Below are 15084 nucleotides of genomic sequence, written 5' to 3' on the forward strand. Positions count from 1 at the left end.
AATGGCAAACGATATGGGTCAGTCGTTCGAGTGGGACGGCGAAATCGATGCGATGGAGAACGAGTTCGAGCTTATGGAGCCCGGTGAGTACTTGGCCACGGTCGAGAACGTCGAGCGTCAGCAGTTCAACGGCAGCGACAAGATGTGCGCCTGCCCCATCGCCAAGGTGAACGTCCGCTTGGACAACGGTCGAGTGCTCTCCGACCGCCTGTTCCTGAATTCCAAGAGCGCTTGGAAGATCACCCAGTTCTTCGTCTCGATCGGGATGCGAGCGGTCGATGCCCCCAAGGAGCAGAAGCTGAGGATGGATTGGGTCGGCGCGGTCGGTCGCCGCTGCAAAATCAAGGTCGGCACCCACGAGTACAAGGACAAGACCTACAACGAGATTTCCGAGTGGATGAAGCCTGAGGCGCAGGCCGCGGCACCCCAGCAGCACGTCTACGGCAACGCCAACCCAGAGCCTGTCTCACCTGCATTGCAGGGCATGATCAACCAGACCTTCCAGCAGGCGCAGGCCGCGCAGAACGGGGGCTTCTAAGGAATGAGATTCAACCTGCGTCCCTATCAGGAGCAAGCCATAGCCGCAATCGAGGAGCGCTGGGAAGCGGGAGACCGCGCAACGCTCCTCGTTCAGGCAACGGGCACCGGCAAGACAATCGTCATGGCCGGCGTCACTGAGGACGCGGTCCGCGATGGCGGTCGCGTCCTCATTCTTGCCCACCGCGGCGAGCTGCTCCAGCAGGCAGCCGACAAGCTGCAATCATCCACCGGACTGCGCTGCTCGGTCGAGAAGGCCGAGGACACGAGCGTGGGGACATTCGAGCGCGTGACGGTCGGATCCGTCCAGACCCTGTGCCGCGAGAAGCGCCTTCGGGCGCTCGGCAGGGACAGGTTCACGCACATCCTCATCGACGAGTGCCATCACGCCGTCTCATCGAGCTATAAGGCGGTGCTCGACTACTTTGCCGGCGCGAAAGTGCTGGGCGTGACAGCGACGGCAGACCGCGGTGACCGCCAGAACCTCGGCAAGGTGTTCGACTCACTGGCGTTCGAGTACAACATGCCCGAGGCCATCAAGGACGGCTACCTGTGCCCGATCAAGGCACAGACCGTGCCGCTTCAGCTCGACATCTCCAATGTCTCGGTTCGCTCCGGTGACTGGGCGGCAGACGAGCTGGGAACGGCTCTCGACCCGTATCTTCCGCAAATCGCCCAGGAGATGAAGAACGCCGGGCTTGAGGAACGCAAGACGGTCGTGTTCCTGCCGCTGATCAAGACCAGCCAGAAGTTCTGCCGCCTGCTCAATGAATGTGGGTTCCGCGCTGTGGAGGTCAACGGGCAGAGCGAGGACCGCGCGCAAATCCTCAAAGACTTCGACGGCGGCAAATACGATGTGCTGTGCAATTCACTCCTTTTGACTGAAGGGTGGGACTGCCCGAGCGTCGACTGCATCGTCAACCTCCGCCCGACCAAGAGCCGTGCGCTCTATGCCCAGATAGTGGGTCGCGGCACTCGCCTGTCGCCCGAGACTGGCAAGACCGACCTGCTGTTGCTCGACTTCCTGTGGATGACCGAGCGTTTGGAGTTGGTTCGCCCTGCAGCGCTCGTTACGAGCTCTCGCGAGGTCGCGCAGAAGATGACCGCAATGGTCGAGCAGGCGGGATGCCCGGTCGACCTGCAGAAGGTCGAGAGCAAGGCATCTGACGAGGTGGTCGCTGAGCGCGAGGAGGCACTCGCCAACCAGCTTGCCGAGCAGCGCAAGAAGAAGGCGAAGCTGGTCAACCCGCTGCAGTACGAGATGTCGATTGCCGCCGAGGACCTGAGCGGATACATCCCCGAATTCGCCTGGGAGATGGCACCGGCCACAGACAAGCAGAAGGCCGCGCTCGAGAAGTACGGCATCGACGCGTCCGAGATCTCCAACGCCGGCAAGGCAAGCAAACTGCTCGACCGAGTGAAGAAGCGCCGCGACAGCGGACTCAGCTCTCCCAAGCAGATCCGCCTGCTCGAGCGCCGCGGCTTCCAGCATGTCGGCACGTGGTCGATGGAGGCCGCGAGCTCGATGATTTCCCGAATCAGCGCGAGCGGCTGGCGAATCCCGAGTGGCGTGAACCCTGCGACGTACGTACCGAGTGAAAGGAGTGAGTAAGATGGCGATTGGATTGCCGAAGGACGCGAACGGTGCGATCGTCCCGTTCGACACAACCATGATGTACCGCGAGAACGGTAACCAGTTTCATGTGACCGATTTCTTCTATGAGGCGAAGCCGGATAAGTGGTTCGCGCGAAGCGGAAGCGAATGCATCGAGACCAACAAGCTGTATCTCGAAAGCAAGAAAAAGGTCGCGGAGTGCAGGGCCGAGGACGTTTTGGTAAACAGGCCCAAGAAGACAACCCCGCAGAACGCAGCACAGGCCAACAAGAGCGTGACCCTATCCACGCTCCCCGAGTATGCAACGCCCAACGAATGGGCCGAGGCTTTCAACGTGAGCCTGAGGACCGTCTACAGGATGTGCAGCCTTGGGGAGCTAATGACCGTGAAGGTTCGCGGCAGCATCCTCATTTACCGCGACCTATCCTTTGTACTGCTTGGGCTAGATAGGTGATAGCAATGGCGAATATCGAGCTACCAAAAGATGCCGAGGGCCGCGAGATTCCGCTTGATACCAAGGTGCTGTACGACAGTGATGGAATCGAGTTTTTCACTGACAAATCCATGTATATGCGTGTGACCGATGAATGGTGGTTCTTTGGGCATTTTGGTTCATCGGTCTCTACGCATCGGATCGCAGCGACGAGACTGCACCTCACCACGCCTGACAGCTGGGAGAAGCTGGAAGAGGACTTGGGAAGAGCGGCAGAACGCAGTGCTGTTACTTCATACTGTCGATATTTCAACACCACTAACAGATGCGTCAATTGTTCGATTCACAACGACGATGGCTGTTGCACACATAAAGACGAGCGTGCTTTCGGGGACATTCTCGACCGTATTCGCAAGCTGAGGGGTGAGGACGAATGATCGACGAAACCAAATCGAAGCCCTGCCCGTATTGCACTGGCGAGCCCGTGGACTTCGCCGATGATGCGGACTACGAAATGACAATCTTTTGGAAAGGCGTCGGTGAGCCTGTTATCCGCTGCAACGAGTATCCGTATAGCGTCCTCACGCCCAACTTCCAATCGCGCCGTATTTTCTTCTGCCCGATTTGCGGTCGCAAGCTGACGAAGGAGGACGAATGACGGCTAAGGCATCGACCCGGTACAAGGTGAGTAAGAAGGTTATCAAGCGCTACCTAGCCGACCATGACCTCACGCAGAAACAGTTGGCACAGATGGCGGGTATCACGCCCAGTGCGCTTAGCGCCCTCATTCGTTGCCAGCGTGACATGCGCGTGGGCAACTTGTTCGCGCTCGCCGACGCGATGCGTATGGATCCGCGTGACCTTGTTGAGAAGGTGGACGAATGAGCTACGAGATAACCGAAGAAGCCCAGATAGCCGCCGACTACACAAAAGCCGTTAGCAGGCTGGTTGAGGATCGCGAGGAGTGGATTGACTCGTATCACCCGGAGTACGAGAAGATGCCACGCGAACTAAGCAGGACGAACGTTCTGAACAGCATCCGTTCGGCGCGTGTGTTGCTGCTCAGGCTCTACAAGATGGTGGAGGTAGATGAATGATTACCGATGAAGAACGCCGCAATGTAGCGGCGAAGGAGGTCTAGCCATGGCATACAGCGACTACGGCGCGTTCGTGTACCTAAACGGCGAGCGCAGAACCGACAAGGAGGACGTAGGCGTATGCGACACCGACGAGGCTTCATTGCCTACTGGACTTCGCATATACGCGAACATCATGAAACACTCTGGCGGCTGCGAGTGGTTCGAGTTCTCGCACCACGGAGTCATGGGAGACGGCAACGTCCGCGTCGGGTGCTACAAGCAGTATTGGCCAGAGGTCTACGAGTGGGAGGACGGCAAGGATAAGCCGACCAAATACACGTTCGATGACCTTTCCCGCAAGTTCGGGTGGGACGATTACGAGGAGTACGACAACACGAGGTACGCCGCCGACAAGTACGACAAGGAGTTCGACTTTTTGGGATGGCACTTCCACTTCTGGGGCGACGATAACGGCGGTACTCCGAGGTACGGAGCGACCATGAGCCGCGACGGAGAGATCTGGGAGTGCGACTACGACTGTATGTTCGGAGCTGGTTTTGATGACATTCACTAGCGACGAAGAGCGCCGCGAGATAGCCGAGAATCTGCGCCGCGAGATCCTATACACGCGCGGGTCACTGGGGCGATTGGTGGATGCGTCTCCATGAGGCCGTGACTGGCTCTGAGGACTTCCCGTGTCCCCAAGAGACCATGGCTGCAATCGCCGACCTAATCGACCGCGGCGAGTGCGAGAACGTCTACGACGAGAACGAAATGGGAGCCTGCGACAACGGCTTCGAGTGCTCGGTCTGCGGATGCAGGGTCGAGGACGAGGAGCACTACCACGTGAGCGGAGAGTGGAACTTCTGTCCCAAATGCGGCAAGAGAGTGCGGCCGAAAAATGAGTGACGTCTACAAGCTGACGCAGAAGAGCGTCTGGACAAACAATATCGGCAGGCACACCACCTGGTATCTGCTGGATGAGCACAAGATGGGCTATTACATCGACTACATCGAGTGGACGGTGCAGCGAGGCTGGGGGCTTCTCAGGCTAGATTCCGAGTGCATGGCCTTCCGCTACAACGGCAAGAAGGGTTGCGTGACCAGCTGGAGCGAAGTCGATACCGTTCTCGGCATGGGACCGTAAGAGGCATTCGAGACCATCTGCGAGCACCTCGGGATTAAGGTGAGATACCTCTAGCTGGAAAGGCCGGAACAATTGAATAGCAAGGGAAGGACGGTCGTGTATATGGCGACCGTCCTTTTTTCAATCGCCGCGATAATCGCGGTCTGTCTTTACGGAGAAATGAAATGAATCCCAAAGGACCTAATCTCAAGGTCGTGCCGATCATGCTTGACGGCGATGACCTTTTGCCGAAGTACGCCCACGGCGTGGAAGACGCCGGGTGCGACCTCAAAGCGAACATTCCCAACCCAATTACCATCGAGCCTTGGAAATCGGTTTGGGTCGGCACGGGAGTTCATCTGGCGATGCCGGAGGGCATGTTCGCGCTCCAGGCACCTCGCTCGGGACTCAGCTGCAACCATGGCATCACGCTCGCAAATGCGCCGGGAATCATCGACCCCGGCTATCGCGGCGAGATTCGCTGCAAGCTGGTGAACCTGAGCGATGAGCCCTACACGGTCTACCCGCTGGAGCGAATCGCCCAGCTGGTGTTCCTGCCGTTCGTCAATGCCGTGTTTACAACGTACGACAGCCTGCCGGAAAGCTCTCGCGGCGAGGACGGCTACGGTAGCACGGGGGCGATGTGATGGCAGATCAGGTGGGGAAGCGCTGCGCCACGTGCAGGTTCGCAAAGAACCCGCACACGACCAAGAGCACCGTGGTCGAGGTCAAGTACCTGACGTGCTGGCACAACCTGCCGCACGAGTGCCAACCGTGGAACAGGTGCAATTTCTGGGAGTCGAAGGAGGTCGAGCGATGAACGGCGTCGACAAGCTAGTCCAGAAGAAACTGATGGAAGCCGCACGCGCGGTCGTTTTCTTGGAGGGAATGAGCACGTGGCTTTGGACGAAGGTCGGTCCCGATCTCGCCGATGAAGCCGTTGTCGAGTTCGAGAGGCGCGTCTCCGCGATAGCCGAGTGTTTCGGTCTGGACAGGGAGAACCGCTGATGTGCCAAGTGATGGGAATCGATATGACTGAAAACGAGATAACGCTGACGAGGGATGCCGGGTGTCCCGAGCACTACAGAGGTGATGGGTTCATCACGTGCTCCCGTGCCATGAAGTCGGCGCTCGCCATGTGGCCTGCCGCCATGGTGCTGTGCAGCACGATGTCCATCTGGTGGTGGTGCTGCGCATTCAAGTACATGTGGAGGTGCATGGTCAAGGGCAAGACGCTCGAGTACATCGACAAGGCAATCGACTGTCTGTACAGGCTGCGCAAGGAGATCAAGCCGTGCGTGAAGTCGCAGATGAAGGCCGACCGCATTATCGTCGGCAAGAGCGTTGAAGACCGATGAGCTCGCAAAAGAGAGGGAAAGGACAAGACAGATGGCAGGACATGAGACCGTGCGCTCGACCGACCTGAGCGCACTCCAGGGCATCTTCTTCGAGGAGCTGGACAACTTGATGTCGCTCGACATCAGCGGCGATGACGAGGCGATCGAGCGCGAGATCAACCGCGCGAAGGCGGTGTCCGATGTGGGCGCACGCGCCATCGAGAACGCGAACACCGCCGTGGTCATCATCCGCGCACGCTCCGAGATGGCCGGCGCGAAGCTCGCGAGCGTCCCCGCGATGCTGAAGGCCTAAAGACGATGAGCAGGGTCATGACGAAGGCGGAACATGCGTGGCTTCTCGACATGGCTCCGCGATTCCGCTCATGGGACGATCTTCTCGCCTCGTTCGAGTGTGCTTTCGGCTACCGACCGAAGCGCGAGACGGCACAGAGCTATACGTCCAGGCACGGCGTGAAGCTGATGAGCACCACCGTCCGCTGGCTGGAGCATCCGGAGTTTGACGAGTTCCTGCGTGAATTCGTTCCCGGTCACAGCCAGGGCGAGATCATCGACGAGTTCGATAAAAGGTTCGATATAAGGTTGAGGGTTACCCAGCTCAAAGACCGCGAGGCGACGCTGGGCCTGAAGCAGGGCACGTTTGGAGGCAGGTTCGCGCCGGGCACCGTTCCGCCCAACAAGGGCAAGAAGCTGACCGACTACGTCAAGGACGAGGCGAAGCTTGCGAACATCCGCAGGTGCCAGTTCAAGAAGGGCGAGGAAGTCCACAACGAGTGTCCCATAGGAACCGAGCGCGTGAGCAGGGACGGGTATATCGAGGTCAAGGTGCCCAAGGAGGATGCCGACGACCGCCCCCACGGATGGTGGAAGCCGAAGCACCGGCTCATTTGGGAGCAGGTCAACGGTCGAAAGCTCCAGAAGGGCGAGAGCGTCATGTTCGGAGACCGCGACATGACGAACTTCGACCCCGAGAACCTCGTGATGGTCACGCAGGCGCAGCGGCTTTTCATCAACAGGCACAACATTCCCTACCACGATGCCGAGTCGCTGCGCACCGCCGTCTCCATGGCGAAGCTGAACGAGGCGATCGTGACCGCCGAGCTGAGGCCGCGCAAGTGCCCGTGTTGCGGCAAGACATACAGGCCGCAGTACAAGGCGCAGCGCACCTGCCGCGAGTGCCTGGACTCGGGGCGCAAGGCTAAACGCAGCTACGGCATCGCCGTGTGCGCGAAATGCGGTGCGACATTCGAGAAGCTGAGCGTGCGGGGGAAGTATTGCCCAAAGTGCAGGAAGAGGAAATTCAGAAAGGAGAAGAGCTGATGGAAGACCATAGCGACCTTCTGGACGCGCTCTCGGCAATCGACCCGTCCACGTTGAACTACCAGGAATGGCTGGACGTCGGCATGGCGCTCCATGAGAGCGGGCTTCCGCTCGATGCCTGGGACGAGTGGAGCCGCAGGGACGCCGGCAGGTACCACGAGGGCGAGTGCGAGCGCAAATGGCGCGGATTCGGCTCGGGGCAGACCAGGGTCAAGTCGGGCACGCTCGCGAAGATGGCGACCGAGCGCGGATGGGTCCCCCCGCGCATGTCCCAGGGAATGGGCGAGGCGCTGTCGTGGGACGGCGAGATCTCGACCGCGCTCATCGACCCGTCATGGGTGGAGCCGGTCGAGCTGCCCGAGACCGACAAGGCAGGTCCCGAGGAGCTTGTCGAGTATCTCGGCCACCTGTTCGACGAGGATGATGTGGTCGGCTACGTGTGCGAGAGCTGGGACCGCGAGGGCAAGTGGCTCCCCAAGTCCAAGGGCTGCTACTCGCGCACCGCCGGCGAGCTGATGCGCGAGCTGAAGAAGTACGGCTCCATCGAGCAGGCCCTGGGCTCATACGACGACCGCGCCGGCGCATGGATCCGCATCAACCCGCTCGACGGCAAGGGCGTGGGCAACGCGAACGTCTCCGAGTTCAAGTACGCGCTGGTCGAGTCCGACACGCTGCCCAAGGAGAAGCAGCTGGCGCTCATGCAGGAGCTTCAGCTGCCGTGCGCCGCAATCGTCGATTCCGGAAAGAAGAGCCTGCACGCCGTGGTGAAGGTCGACGCCCGCGATTACAACGAGTACCGCGACCGCGTCATGCGCCTGTACGACGTTTGCCGCAAGAACGGTCTCGACCCCGACACCCAGAACAAGAACCCGAGCCGCCTGTCGAGGATGCCCGGTGCCATGCGCTCGGGCGAGCGGCAGCGCCTCGTGAGCGGACCGTGCGGCAAGGCGTCGTGGGCCGAGTGGTGGGACTGGATGCAGGAGACGACCGACGACCTGCCCGACCCCGAGAACCTGGCATCCGAGTGGGAGAACATGCCAGAGCTCGCGCCTCCGCTCATCGACGGAGTGCTGCGCCAAGGCCACAAGATGCTTATCGCGGGGCCGTCCAAGGCGGGCAAGTCGTTCGCGCTCATCGAGCTGTGCGTGTCGCTCGCCGAGGGAAAGCCGTGGTTCGGCTGGGAGTGCGCGCAGGGGAGGGTGCTCTACGTCAACCTCGAGCTCGATTCCGCGAGCTGCCTCCATCGTTTTAAAGACGTGTACAGGGCGCTCGGTTACGCGCCCGAGAACGTCGGCAACATCGACATCTGGAACCTGCGAGGGCGCTCCGTCCCCATGGACAGGCTGGCGCCGTCGCTCATCCGCCGGGCGCTCAAGACGCGCCCCATCGCCGTGGTGATCGACCCCATCTACAAGGTCATCACGGGAGACGAGAACAGCGCCGACCAGATGGCGGCGTTCTGCAACCAGTTCGACAAGGTCGCCCAGCAGGTCGGGTGCGCCGTCATCTACTGCCACCACCACTCCAAGGGCCTGCAGGGACAGAAGCGCTCGATGGACCGCGCGTCCGGCTCCGGCGTGTTCGCGCGAGACCCGGACGCGCTGCTGGACATGACCGCGCTCGAGCTGACGGACGAGTGCACCAAGGCGCACTACGACTGGCGCAGGCAGCACGCGATCTGGGATGCTTTCGACAGGTTTTTGCCGGAATGGCGCTCGGATGAGAAGTTCGTCGGCATCGATTCCGCCGACGATCTGCAGAAGTGGGCGAACGAGTCGGCAAACGGCGCACCCATCGAGTTGCGCCGCGAGCTCGAATCCATCCACGAGGGCTTGCGGGAATCGTCGCGCGGATGGGCGGCGTGGCGCATCGAGGGCACGCTTCGCGAGTTCCGCAGCTTCAAGCCCAAGAACCTGTGGTTCGAGTATCCCGTTCATTTACCGGATGAGACGGGTGCCTTGGCGGACTTGAAATGCGAGGGCGAGTACGACCCGAGGGCGAGCCACTCGAAGGGTAGGGAGGCATCCCAGAAGACCTTCAAATCGGAGCAGCAGCAGAAGGTGAGCCTGATCCGTGAGGCAATGGGGCAGTGCGCCGAGGACGGGGTTGAACCGACAAGGGTCAACGTGCTCGAGCGCATCGGCGAGGTCGAGTTCAGGGGCAAACCCTTTGACATGAGGGCGCTGAAATACGCAACTGGAAACAACGCAAAATGGAGTCCATTCCGAGTAAAGGAAGGCACCGATTTGCTCTATGACAAGAACAATCAGGCGCTTGATTTCGACGGTGAAATCGACCTTTCGAACTAGGTTCTGATTTATATAACCCACGGGGTACAAACCCTAGGTATTACAGGTTTGTAGGGGTACAAAAACAGGGGTACAAACCTATTACTACGTAATAGGGGTTTGTACCCTACACCCAAGGGTGAGTACAGACACGTGCGTGCGGGCTAAAGCCGCGCCCGCACTCGTACGCGTGTGGCTAACGGTCTGTACACACCCCCGCGGTGTAAACGGGAATTCCGCGTTTCGCCGCTTTTCAAATTTTTCGACAACTGAATCAAACGAGAGGGGTTCGCTATGAAATTCGACCCATGGACATTCGTCGGCTATCTGGTCGCGCTGGCATTGGTCGCGCTCGGGCTGCTGCTCATCCTGTGGGGCTGCCTCGCCGTGCTCGCGCAGATCAGGGGGCTGTGCTGATGGCGGGGGAGTGGTCGGCGTTTCTCGCCATGCCCGTGCCCACCGTCACGCACAACGCCCTCGAGCCGTTCATGCGCAAGGGCAAGCCAAGTATCCGCAAGTCCGATGAGCTGAAGGAGGCCGAGGACAGGATCATCGCCCGCATTATCGCCAAGGGCGTGCCGGACAAGCCGCTCGGCGGAGCGCTGAGGCTGCACGTGACGTGGTGCTTCCACGTGACCGGCGACCACCGGCAGGGCGAGCCGCACCTCACGAAGCCGGACACCAGCAACCTGCTGAAGACGCTCGAGGACTGCCTGACCAGATGCGGGGTGATCGGGGACGACTCGTTCATCTGCTCGCACGACCTGACCAAGGGATGGTCGGACCCGCAGGGAATCTACGTCCGCGTCGAGTGCATCGGCTTCGATTCGGGGGACGGCGCCGCGACTATTGGCACAGGGAAGTAACGGGAGAAGGGACACAGGCAATGGGAGGAAACAGCGCGGGCCGCGTGCAGACGCGTAGGTTCCACAGGCTCAAGGCGGAGTTCTTCGCCAGGTGCCAGGCAGAGCGCCCGGTGTGCTGGCTCTGCGGTCAGCCCATCGACTACTCGGCCGACCCCGGCACGACCGCCGACTCGCTGACGCTTGACCACCGCGTGCCCGTGAGCAAGCGACCTGACCTGCAGGAAGACCCGGCGAACTTCGAGCCGGCACACTTCGCGTGCAACTCGAGACGAGGCAACGGCGAGCCGCCCGTGAGCCTGGGAGTGCTGAGCCGCAAGTGGACTGCGGACTGACGGGGAGGGGCGGTAAGCGATCTACCTGCGGGTTTGGCGGACTACCATCCGCGTGTGCCTTCTTCCTCTCTCCCCGATATTTCGATTTGGAATAACCGCAGGTAGAGGGGTGTTTTTGATTGATGTTCGGGGAAGATGCCCTGAAAAAGCCGGCGGACGAGGTGATTTTGGATGAAGTTGGATGAACTTAAAGGCTTCTCAGAGACGTTTGAAGATGCCGTTTTGCACGCCGACTGGCTGAGAGACCAGTACGGCAATATTGCCCCGAAATTCGTGGCTACGGTCCGTCTGGGGCGGTCTTTAGCGAAGAAACTCGATAAGCTTGAGCAGCACGACTGGATAAACGCTGCCGACAAGCCCGACACGACCACCGTGAGCCAGTACCTGAAAGTCCTGGATGCGCTGAAGCTCAACCCGAGCTGCGACAAGTCCATCAAGGCCGAGCCGCAGAGGAAGAAGACGAGCTCGCTGGCGGCATTCACATCAGGATTCAAGGTCGTGAACGGCTGATGGGCGTGCTCTGCGTCAAGGTAGACGAGAAGGGCTACGCCGAGCCGCGAATCTGGACGAAGCCGCTGCGCGAGCTCACGCCCGAGACCTCGCTCGGCTTCGAGGTCATCGACTACGCCCGCGAGGTGCTCCACGTGGAGCTGCGACCTTGGCAGAAGTGGTTGCTCATCCACGCGCTCGAGCTGAACGAGGACGGCAGCTACCGCTTCAAGAAGGTCATCGTTCTCGTCGCTCGACAGAACGGCAAGACGATGCTCGCCAGCGTGCTTTCCAGCTGGTGGCTGTTCGTCGATTCGCAGCGCCATCCCGAGCGCGTGCCGCCCGTGAAGTTCAAGATCGTCGGAACCGCCCAGAACCTCGACATCGCGCGCGAGCCCTGGTCGCAGGTGCGGCTGTGGTGCAATCCCGAACCGCCAAGCGAGGCGGAATCGGAAGTCGCGATAGCCGATCTGCAGGAGGCGACCAACAAGGTCTCGGACACCAACGGCAAGGAGTACATCCAGGCGGCATCGCTGGCTCATTACGAGATCCGCGCCGCCAAGAACGCCCGCGGCAAGCCCGCCGCCCGCGTCCTCATGGACGAGCTGCGCGAGCAGGAGAACTGGGTCGCGTGGAACGCCACCTCGCAGACCACCAAGTCGTTCTGGAGCGGTCAGCTCTGGGGAATCTCGAACGCCGGCGATGCGAAGTCGGTCGTTCTCGCCGCCCAGCGCAAGGCCGCCCTCAAGGTGGTCGCCAGCTGGGAGAAGCTTGTCGAGAAGCGCGGCATGGATCCGTTCGAGTGGGCGGACAAGCACGACAACGCGATAGGCATCTTCGAGTGGTCGGGCCGTGACGGCTGCGAGCTCGACAGCGACGAGGACCTCCTGCAGGCGAACCCCTCGTGCGGCTACGGCGGCATGACGCTCAAGTCGCTCAAGTCCGACATCGACGGCATGACCGAGGCGTCCTTCCGCACCGAGGTGCTCTGCCAATGGGTCACGGCCGACGTGGACCCTTACGTCGACGTCGAGACATGGGAGTCGCTCACGGACAACGACAGCCGAATCCCCGAGGACGAGCGCGTCGTGCTCGCCATCGACACCAGCGAGGACCGCAAGACGACCTACATCGCGGTCGCTGGAGCGAGGGGCGACGGCCTTGATCATGTCGAGGTCATCGCTCGCCGAGACGGCAACCTGTGGGTATCGAAGTACCTCAAGTCCGTGCAGGAGGCGTGGGGCATCGACGAGGTCGCCTTGCAGTCGAAGGGATGCCCTGCGGGGGACTTCCGCGACATGCTTGAGGAAGAAGGATGGACGGTCCATGCCATCGAGGGCAGCAAGCTCGGCTCCGTAGCAGGCAGCTTCAAGGATGCGGTGCTCGACGGGACCATCCGACACACCGACCAGCCGGTCCTCACGCAGCAGCTCAAGTGCGCCGTGACGCGAAAGCTCGGCGAGGTCGATGTCTGGACGCGCAGGGCATCGCAGGGTCAGATCTCGGCGGTTGTCGCCGCGAGCGAGGCGCTCTGGGCGCTGCGCAACTGCGAGCGACCGAAGCCCAAGGCCAAGCCTTCGCCCTATCCGCTGACGATTATCTAGGAGCTGATACATGCGTTTTTCCGACCGCATCAGGGCGGCTTACGATGGCTTCACGGGCAAATCCGAGACTGCCGAGAATGCCGCCAAGCAGTCCGAGACCACCGCGCAGCACGCTGTTCCGTATGCGCCGATGGTTTCCCCCGGTCTCGCCGAGGACATCGCATTCGGCGATTACGACCGCCGCGACCTGTGGGCCGCCGAGTACAACGTGCGCATGGTGGTCGATTTCGTGGCGAGCAAGATCGCGGCGCTGCCCTTCCATGCGTACCGCGTGAAGCCGAACGGCGACCGCGAGGAGGCTCCGGACTCCGAAATCGGCAAGCTCATCGCGGACCCCAGCTACGTCGCGAACGAGACCCGTTACCGTCTCATCCACTCGCTGGTGGTCGACATGATGCTCAACGACCAGTGGCTGATGCTGCTCACGATGGACAACGACTACGACTACCGCCTGCGCCGCATCCCGTACGGCACGTACTCCGTGCGGTACAACGCGCTCGCGGAGCCGACTGGCGTCCAGATCACGCTGCCCAACGGTCAGGTCAACTACGAGCTGCCTAACAAGAACGTCCTGCTGTCACTCGGCTACCCCGGCGCGGTCGGCAACCCCAAGCCCATGTCCGGCGCTTTGGGGCCGCTGCTCACCGAGGCGCGCGAGCTGGCGAGCTATCGCCGCTTCATCGCCCAGAACGGCGGTCGCATCCCCGCCTACGTCAAGCGACCCGCCGGTATGCCGTGGGCGAGCGAGAATGCGCGGAATGACTTCATCCAGGGTATGCGCGCCTACCGCAAGGGCGGCGGCAAGGACGGCGGCTGGCCCCTGCTCGAGGACGGCATGGAGATCGTCACGGTCGACGCTTTCAAGCCCGTCGACATGGCCGACCTCGACGCACGCGACCGTATCGGTATTGCCGTGTGCAATGCCTACCATATCTCGCCCGAGAACGTCGGTATCCGCACTGGCAACAAGTCGAGCGTGGAGGCCTACAAGGACCAGCTTTGGAACGTTGAGCTGTCGCCTTACGTCGTCCAGCTCGAGCAGCAGCTGAATCAGGTCATCCCCAAGGCGGTCGGCGAGGAGGACGTATTCATCCTCGCGAACATGGATGCGCAGCTGCGGGGTACCCCCAGCGAACAATATAAGGCGTTGAGCACGGCCACCGGTCGCCCGTTCATGTCCCTGAATGAGGGCCGACGCAAGCTCAACCTTCCCGCCAAGGAGGACGGCGACGAGGTGATCGTCCCGCTCAACGTCACCCAAGGCGGTCAGCCGTCCCCGCAGGACGGCGGCAATACCCAGAACGCCCAGACGGGCGCGAGCCCGAACGGGAGGTAACTAGATGAGCAAGCTCGATTTCCTCAATTTCGAGGTAAAGGCAGTCCCCGAGGAGGAGGGCGTGTTCGAGGGATACGCCTCCACCTGGGAGCGCGACCTCATCGACGACGAGATCACCAAGGGCGCATACGCCGAGACGCTTTCCGCCGACTACCCGGACGGCGGCGCGGGAATCCCGCTCTACTGGGGCCACAACTACGATTCCCCGCTCAACTGCATCGGCGAGTCCCTTTCCGCCTGCGAGGACGAGAAGGGACTGAACGTCAAGTTCAAGTTCGACCTCGACACGAATGAGGGCAAGAAGGCGTACGACCTGCTCAAGCGTGGCCTCGTGCACCAGATGTCGGTCGGCTTCCTCGCCCAGAAGACCGCTTGGGTCAAGGACGAGGGCGACCAGTGGTCGCACCGCCGAATCGAGAAGATCAAGCTCTTCGAGGTTTCCGTGGTGCCCATCGCCTGCAACCAGCAGGCCGAGGTCACCAACGTCAAGAGCGGTCGAGCCATCTCCAAGGACAACGAGTCCCTCATCCAGCAGGCCGTCGATTGCCTGCAGGATGTGCTCAAGAATGTCGGCTCCGATGACGATTCCGATGAGGATGAGTCCGAGGAGACCGACGAGAAGGCTCATGCACTTGCCGAGCGCAAGTCTGAGATAGAGAAAATCGCCGAATACTTCGGCGGAGTCACCGATTAGGAGGACAAAC

Annotated in this window: 24 protein-coding genes; all 24 read left to right on the forward strand. The window is 61.2% G+C overall.

Annotated features, from left to right (window positions below):
- Nucleotide 1 precedes the first annotated feature (1 nt).
- Nucleotides 2-538 carry a DUF669 domain-containing protein gene (locus DWY03_RS03120; protein WP_117839862.1) on the forward strand — a complete coding sequence of 179 codons (537 nt, stop codon included), beginning with the start codon at nucleotides 2-4 and terminating at the stop codon, nucleotides 536-538.
- Nucleotides 539-541: 3 nt separating this feature from the next.
- The gene (locus DWY03_RS03125) at nucleotides 542-2149 is read left to right on the forward strand and encodes a DEAD/DEAH box helicase (RefSeq protein WP_117839863.1); all 1608 of its coding nucleotides are present in this window, start codon (nucleotides 542-544) and stop codon (nucleotides 2147-2149) included.
- A 1-nt stretch (nucleotide 2150) separates the two neighbouring features.
- Nucleotides 2151-2606, forward strand: coding sequence for a helix-turn-helix domain-containing protein (locus tag DWY03_RS03130; protein ID WP_117839864.1), 456 nt, complete (start codon nucleotides 2151-2153; stop codon nucleotides 2604-2606).
- A gap of 5 nt (nucleotides 2607-2611) precedes the next feature.
- Complete coding sequence (locus DWY03_RS03135; RefSeq protein ID WP_117839865.1) at nucleotides 2612-3022, forward strand: hypothetical protein; 411 nt, start codon at nucleotides 2612-2614, stop codon at nucleotides 3020-3022.
- Nucleotides 3019-3243, forward strand: coding sequence for a hypothetical protein (locus DWY03_RS03140; RefSeq protein ID WP_117839866.1), 225 nt, complete (start codon nucleotides 3019-3021; stop codon nucleotides 3241-3243). The genes DWY03_RS03135 and DWY03_RS03140 overlap by 4 nt, the downstream gene beginning before the upstream one ends.
- Nucleotides 3240-3470 (forward strand): helix-turn-helix domain-containing protein, encoded by a 231-nt coding sequence (locus tag DWY03_RS03145; protein ID WP_117839867.1) that lies wholly within the window; start codon nucleotides 3240-3242, stop codon nucleotides 3468-3470. The genes DWY03_RS03140 and DWY03_RS03145 overlap by 4 nt, the downstream gene beginning before the upstream one ends.
- A complete protein-coding gene (locus DWY03_RS03150; RefSeq protein WP_117839868.1) occupies nucleotides 3467-3682 on the forward strand; it encodes a hypothetical protein in 216 nt (71 codons plus the stop codon). The genes DWY03_RS03145 and DWY03_RS03150 overlap by 4 nt, the downstream gene beginning before the upstream one ends.
- Nucleotides 3683-3728: 46 nt before the next feature.
- Nucleotides 3729-4238, forward strand: coding sequence for a hypothetical protein (locus DWY03_RS03155; protein WP_117839869.1), 510 nt, complete (start codon nucleotides 3729-3731; stop codon nucleotides 4236-4238).
- An 80-nt stretch (nucleotides 4239-4318) separates the two neighbouring features.
- Nucleotides 4319-4573 (forward strand): hypothetical protein, encoded by a 255-nt coding sequence (locus tag DWY03_RS03160; protein ID WP_147334496.1) that lies wholly within the window; start codon nucleotides 4319-4321, stop codon nucleotides 4571-4573.
- On the forward strand, nucleotides 4566-4811 hold the full coding sequence (locus DWY03_RS03165; protein ID WP_117839871.1) for a hypothetical protein: 246 nt from the start codon (nucleotides 4566-4568) through the stop codon (nucleotides 4809-4811). Before DWY03_RS03160 ends, DWY03_RS03165 begins: the two co-directional genes overlap by 8 nt.
- A 164-nt stretch (nucleotides 4812-4975) precedes the next feature.
- Entirely contained in the window at nucleotides 4976-5437 is a 462-nt protein-coding gene (gene dut, locus DWY03_RS03170) for a dUTP diphosphatase (protein ID WP_197032769.1), read from the forward strand.
- A complete protein-coding gene (locus DWY03_RS10050; protein WP_156058422.1) occupies nucleotides 5437-5610 on the forward strand; it encodes a hypothetical protein in 174 nt (57 codons plus the stop codon). The genes dut and DWY03_RS10050 overlap by 1 nt, the downstream gene beginning before the upstream one ends.
- Complete coding sequence (locus DWY03_RS03175) at nucleotides 5607-5798, forward strand: hypothetical protein (RefSeq protein WP_117839872.1); 192 nt, start codon at nucleotides 5607-5609, stop codon at nucleotides 5796-5798. The genes DWY03_RS10050 and DWY03_RS03175 overlap by 4 nt, the downstream gene beginning before the upstream one ends.
- A 23-nt stretch (nucleotides 5799-5821) precedes the next feature.
- On the forward strand, nucleotides 5822-6148 hold the full coding sequence (locus DWY03_RS03180; RefSeq protein WP_158558608.1) for a DUF3310 domain-containing protein: 327 nt from the start codon (nucleotides 5822-5824) through the stop codon (nucleotides 6146-6148).
- Nucleotides 6149-6179: 31 nt separating this feature from the next.
- Complete coding sequence (locus tag DWY03_RS03185; protein ID WP_117839874.1) at nucleotides 6180-6440, forward strand: hypothetical protein; 261 nt, start codon at nucleotides 6180-6182, stop codon at nucleotides 6438-6440.
- 5 nt (nucleotides 6441-6445) lie between these two features.
- Nucleotides 6446-7465 carry an HNH endonuclease signature motif containing protein gene (locus tag DWY03_RS03190; RefSeq protein WP_117839875.1) on the forward strand — a complete coding sequence of 340 codons (1020 nt, stop codon included), beginning with the start codon at nucleotides 6446-6448 and terminating at the stop codon, nucleotides 7463-7465.
- The gene (locus tag DWY03_RS03195; RefSeq protein WP_117839876.1) at nucleotides 7465-9774 is read left to right on the forward strand and encodes an AAA family ATPase; all 2310 of its coding nucleotides are present in this window, start codon (nucleotides 7465-7467) and stop codon (nucleotides 9772-9774) included. The genes DWY03_RS03190 and DWY03_RS03195 overlap by 1 nt, the downstream gene beginning before the upstream one ends.
- 273 nt (nucleotides 9775-10047) lie before the next feature.
- Nucleotides 10048-10170, forward strand: a complete 123-nt coding sequence (locus tag DWY03_RS10300; RefSeq protein ID WP_255413477.1) for a hypothetical protein — start codon at nucleotides 10048-10050, stop codon at nucleotides 10168-10170.
- Entirely contained in the window at nucleotides 10170-10619 is a 450-nt protein-coding gene (locus tag DWY03_RS03200; protein ID WP_158558609.1) for a RusA family crossover junction endodeoxyribonuclease, read from the forward strand. Before DWY03_RS10300 ends, DWY03_RS03200 begins: the two co-directional genes overlap by 1 nt.
- Nucleotides 10620-10639: 20 nt before the next feature.
- On the forward strand, nucleotides 10640-10951 hold the full coding sequence (locus DWY03_RS03205; RefSeq protein WP_117839878.1) for an HNH endonuclease: 312 nt from the start codon (nucleotides 10640-10642) through the stop codon (nucleotides 10949-10951).
- Between the two features lie 171 nt (nucleotides 10952-11122).
- Nucleotides 11123-11461 (forward strand): hypothetical protein, encoded by a 339-nt coding sequence (locus tag DWY03_RS03210; protein ID WP_117839879.1) that lies wholly within the window; start codon nucleotides 11123-11125, stop codon nucleotides 11459-11461.
- Nucleotides 11461-13044 carry a terminase gene (locus DWY03_RS03215; protein WP_117839880.1) on the forward strand — a complete coding sequence of 528 codons (1584 nt, stop codon included), beginning with the start codon at nucleotides 11461-11463 and terminating at the stop codon, nucleotides 13042-13044. Before DWY03_RS03210 ends, DWY03_RS03215 begins: the two co-directional genes overlap by 1 nt.
- Nucleotides 13045-13054: 10 nt before the next feature.
- A complete protein-coding gene (locus DWY03_RS03220; protein ID WP_117839881.1) occupies nucleotides 13055-14380 on the forward strand; it encodes a phage portal protein in 1326 nt (441 codons plus the stop codon).
- Between the two features lie 4 nt (nucleotides 14381-14384).
- Nucleotides 14385-15074: an HK97 family phage prohead protease gene (locus tag DWY03_RS03225; RefSeq protein WP_117839882.1), complete on the forward strand. Its 690-nt coding sequence runs from the start codon at nucleotides 14385-14387 to the stop codon at nucleotides 15072-15074.
- Nucleotides 15075-15084 lie beyond the last annotated feature (10 nt).

The sequence above is a fragment of the Collinsella sp. AF23-2 genome (genome assembly GCF_003459245.1).
Classification (GTDB): Bacteria; Actinomycetota; Coriobacteriia; order Coriobacteriales; family Coriobacteriaceae; genus Collinsella.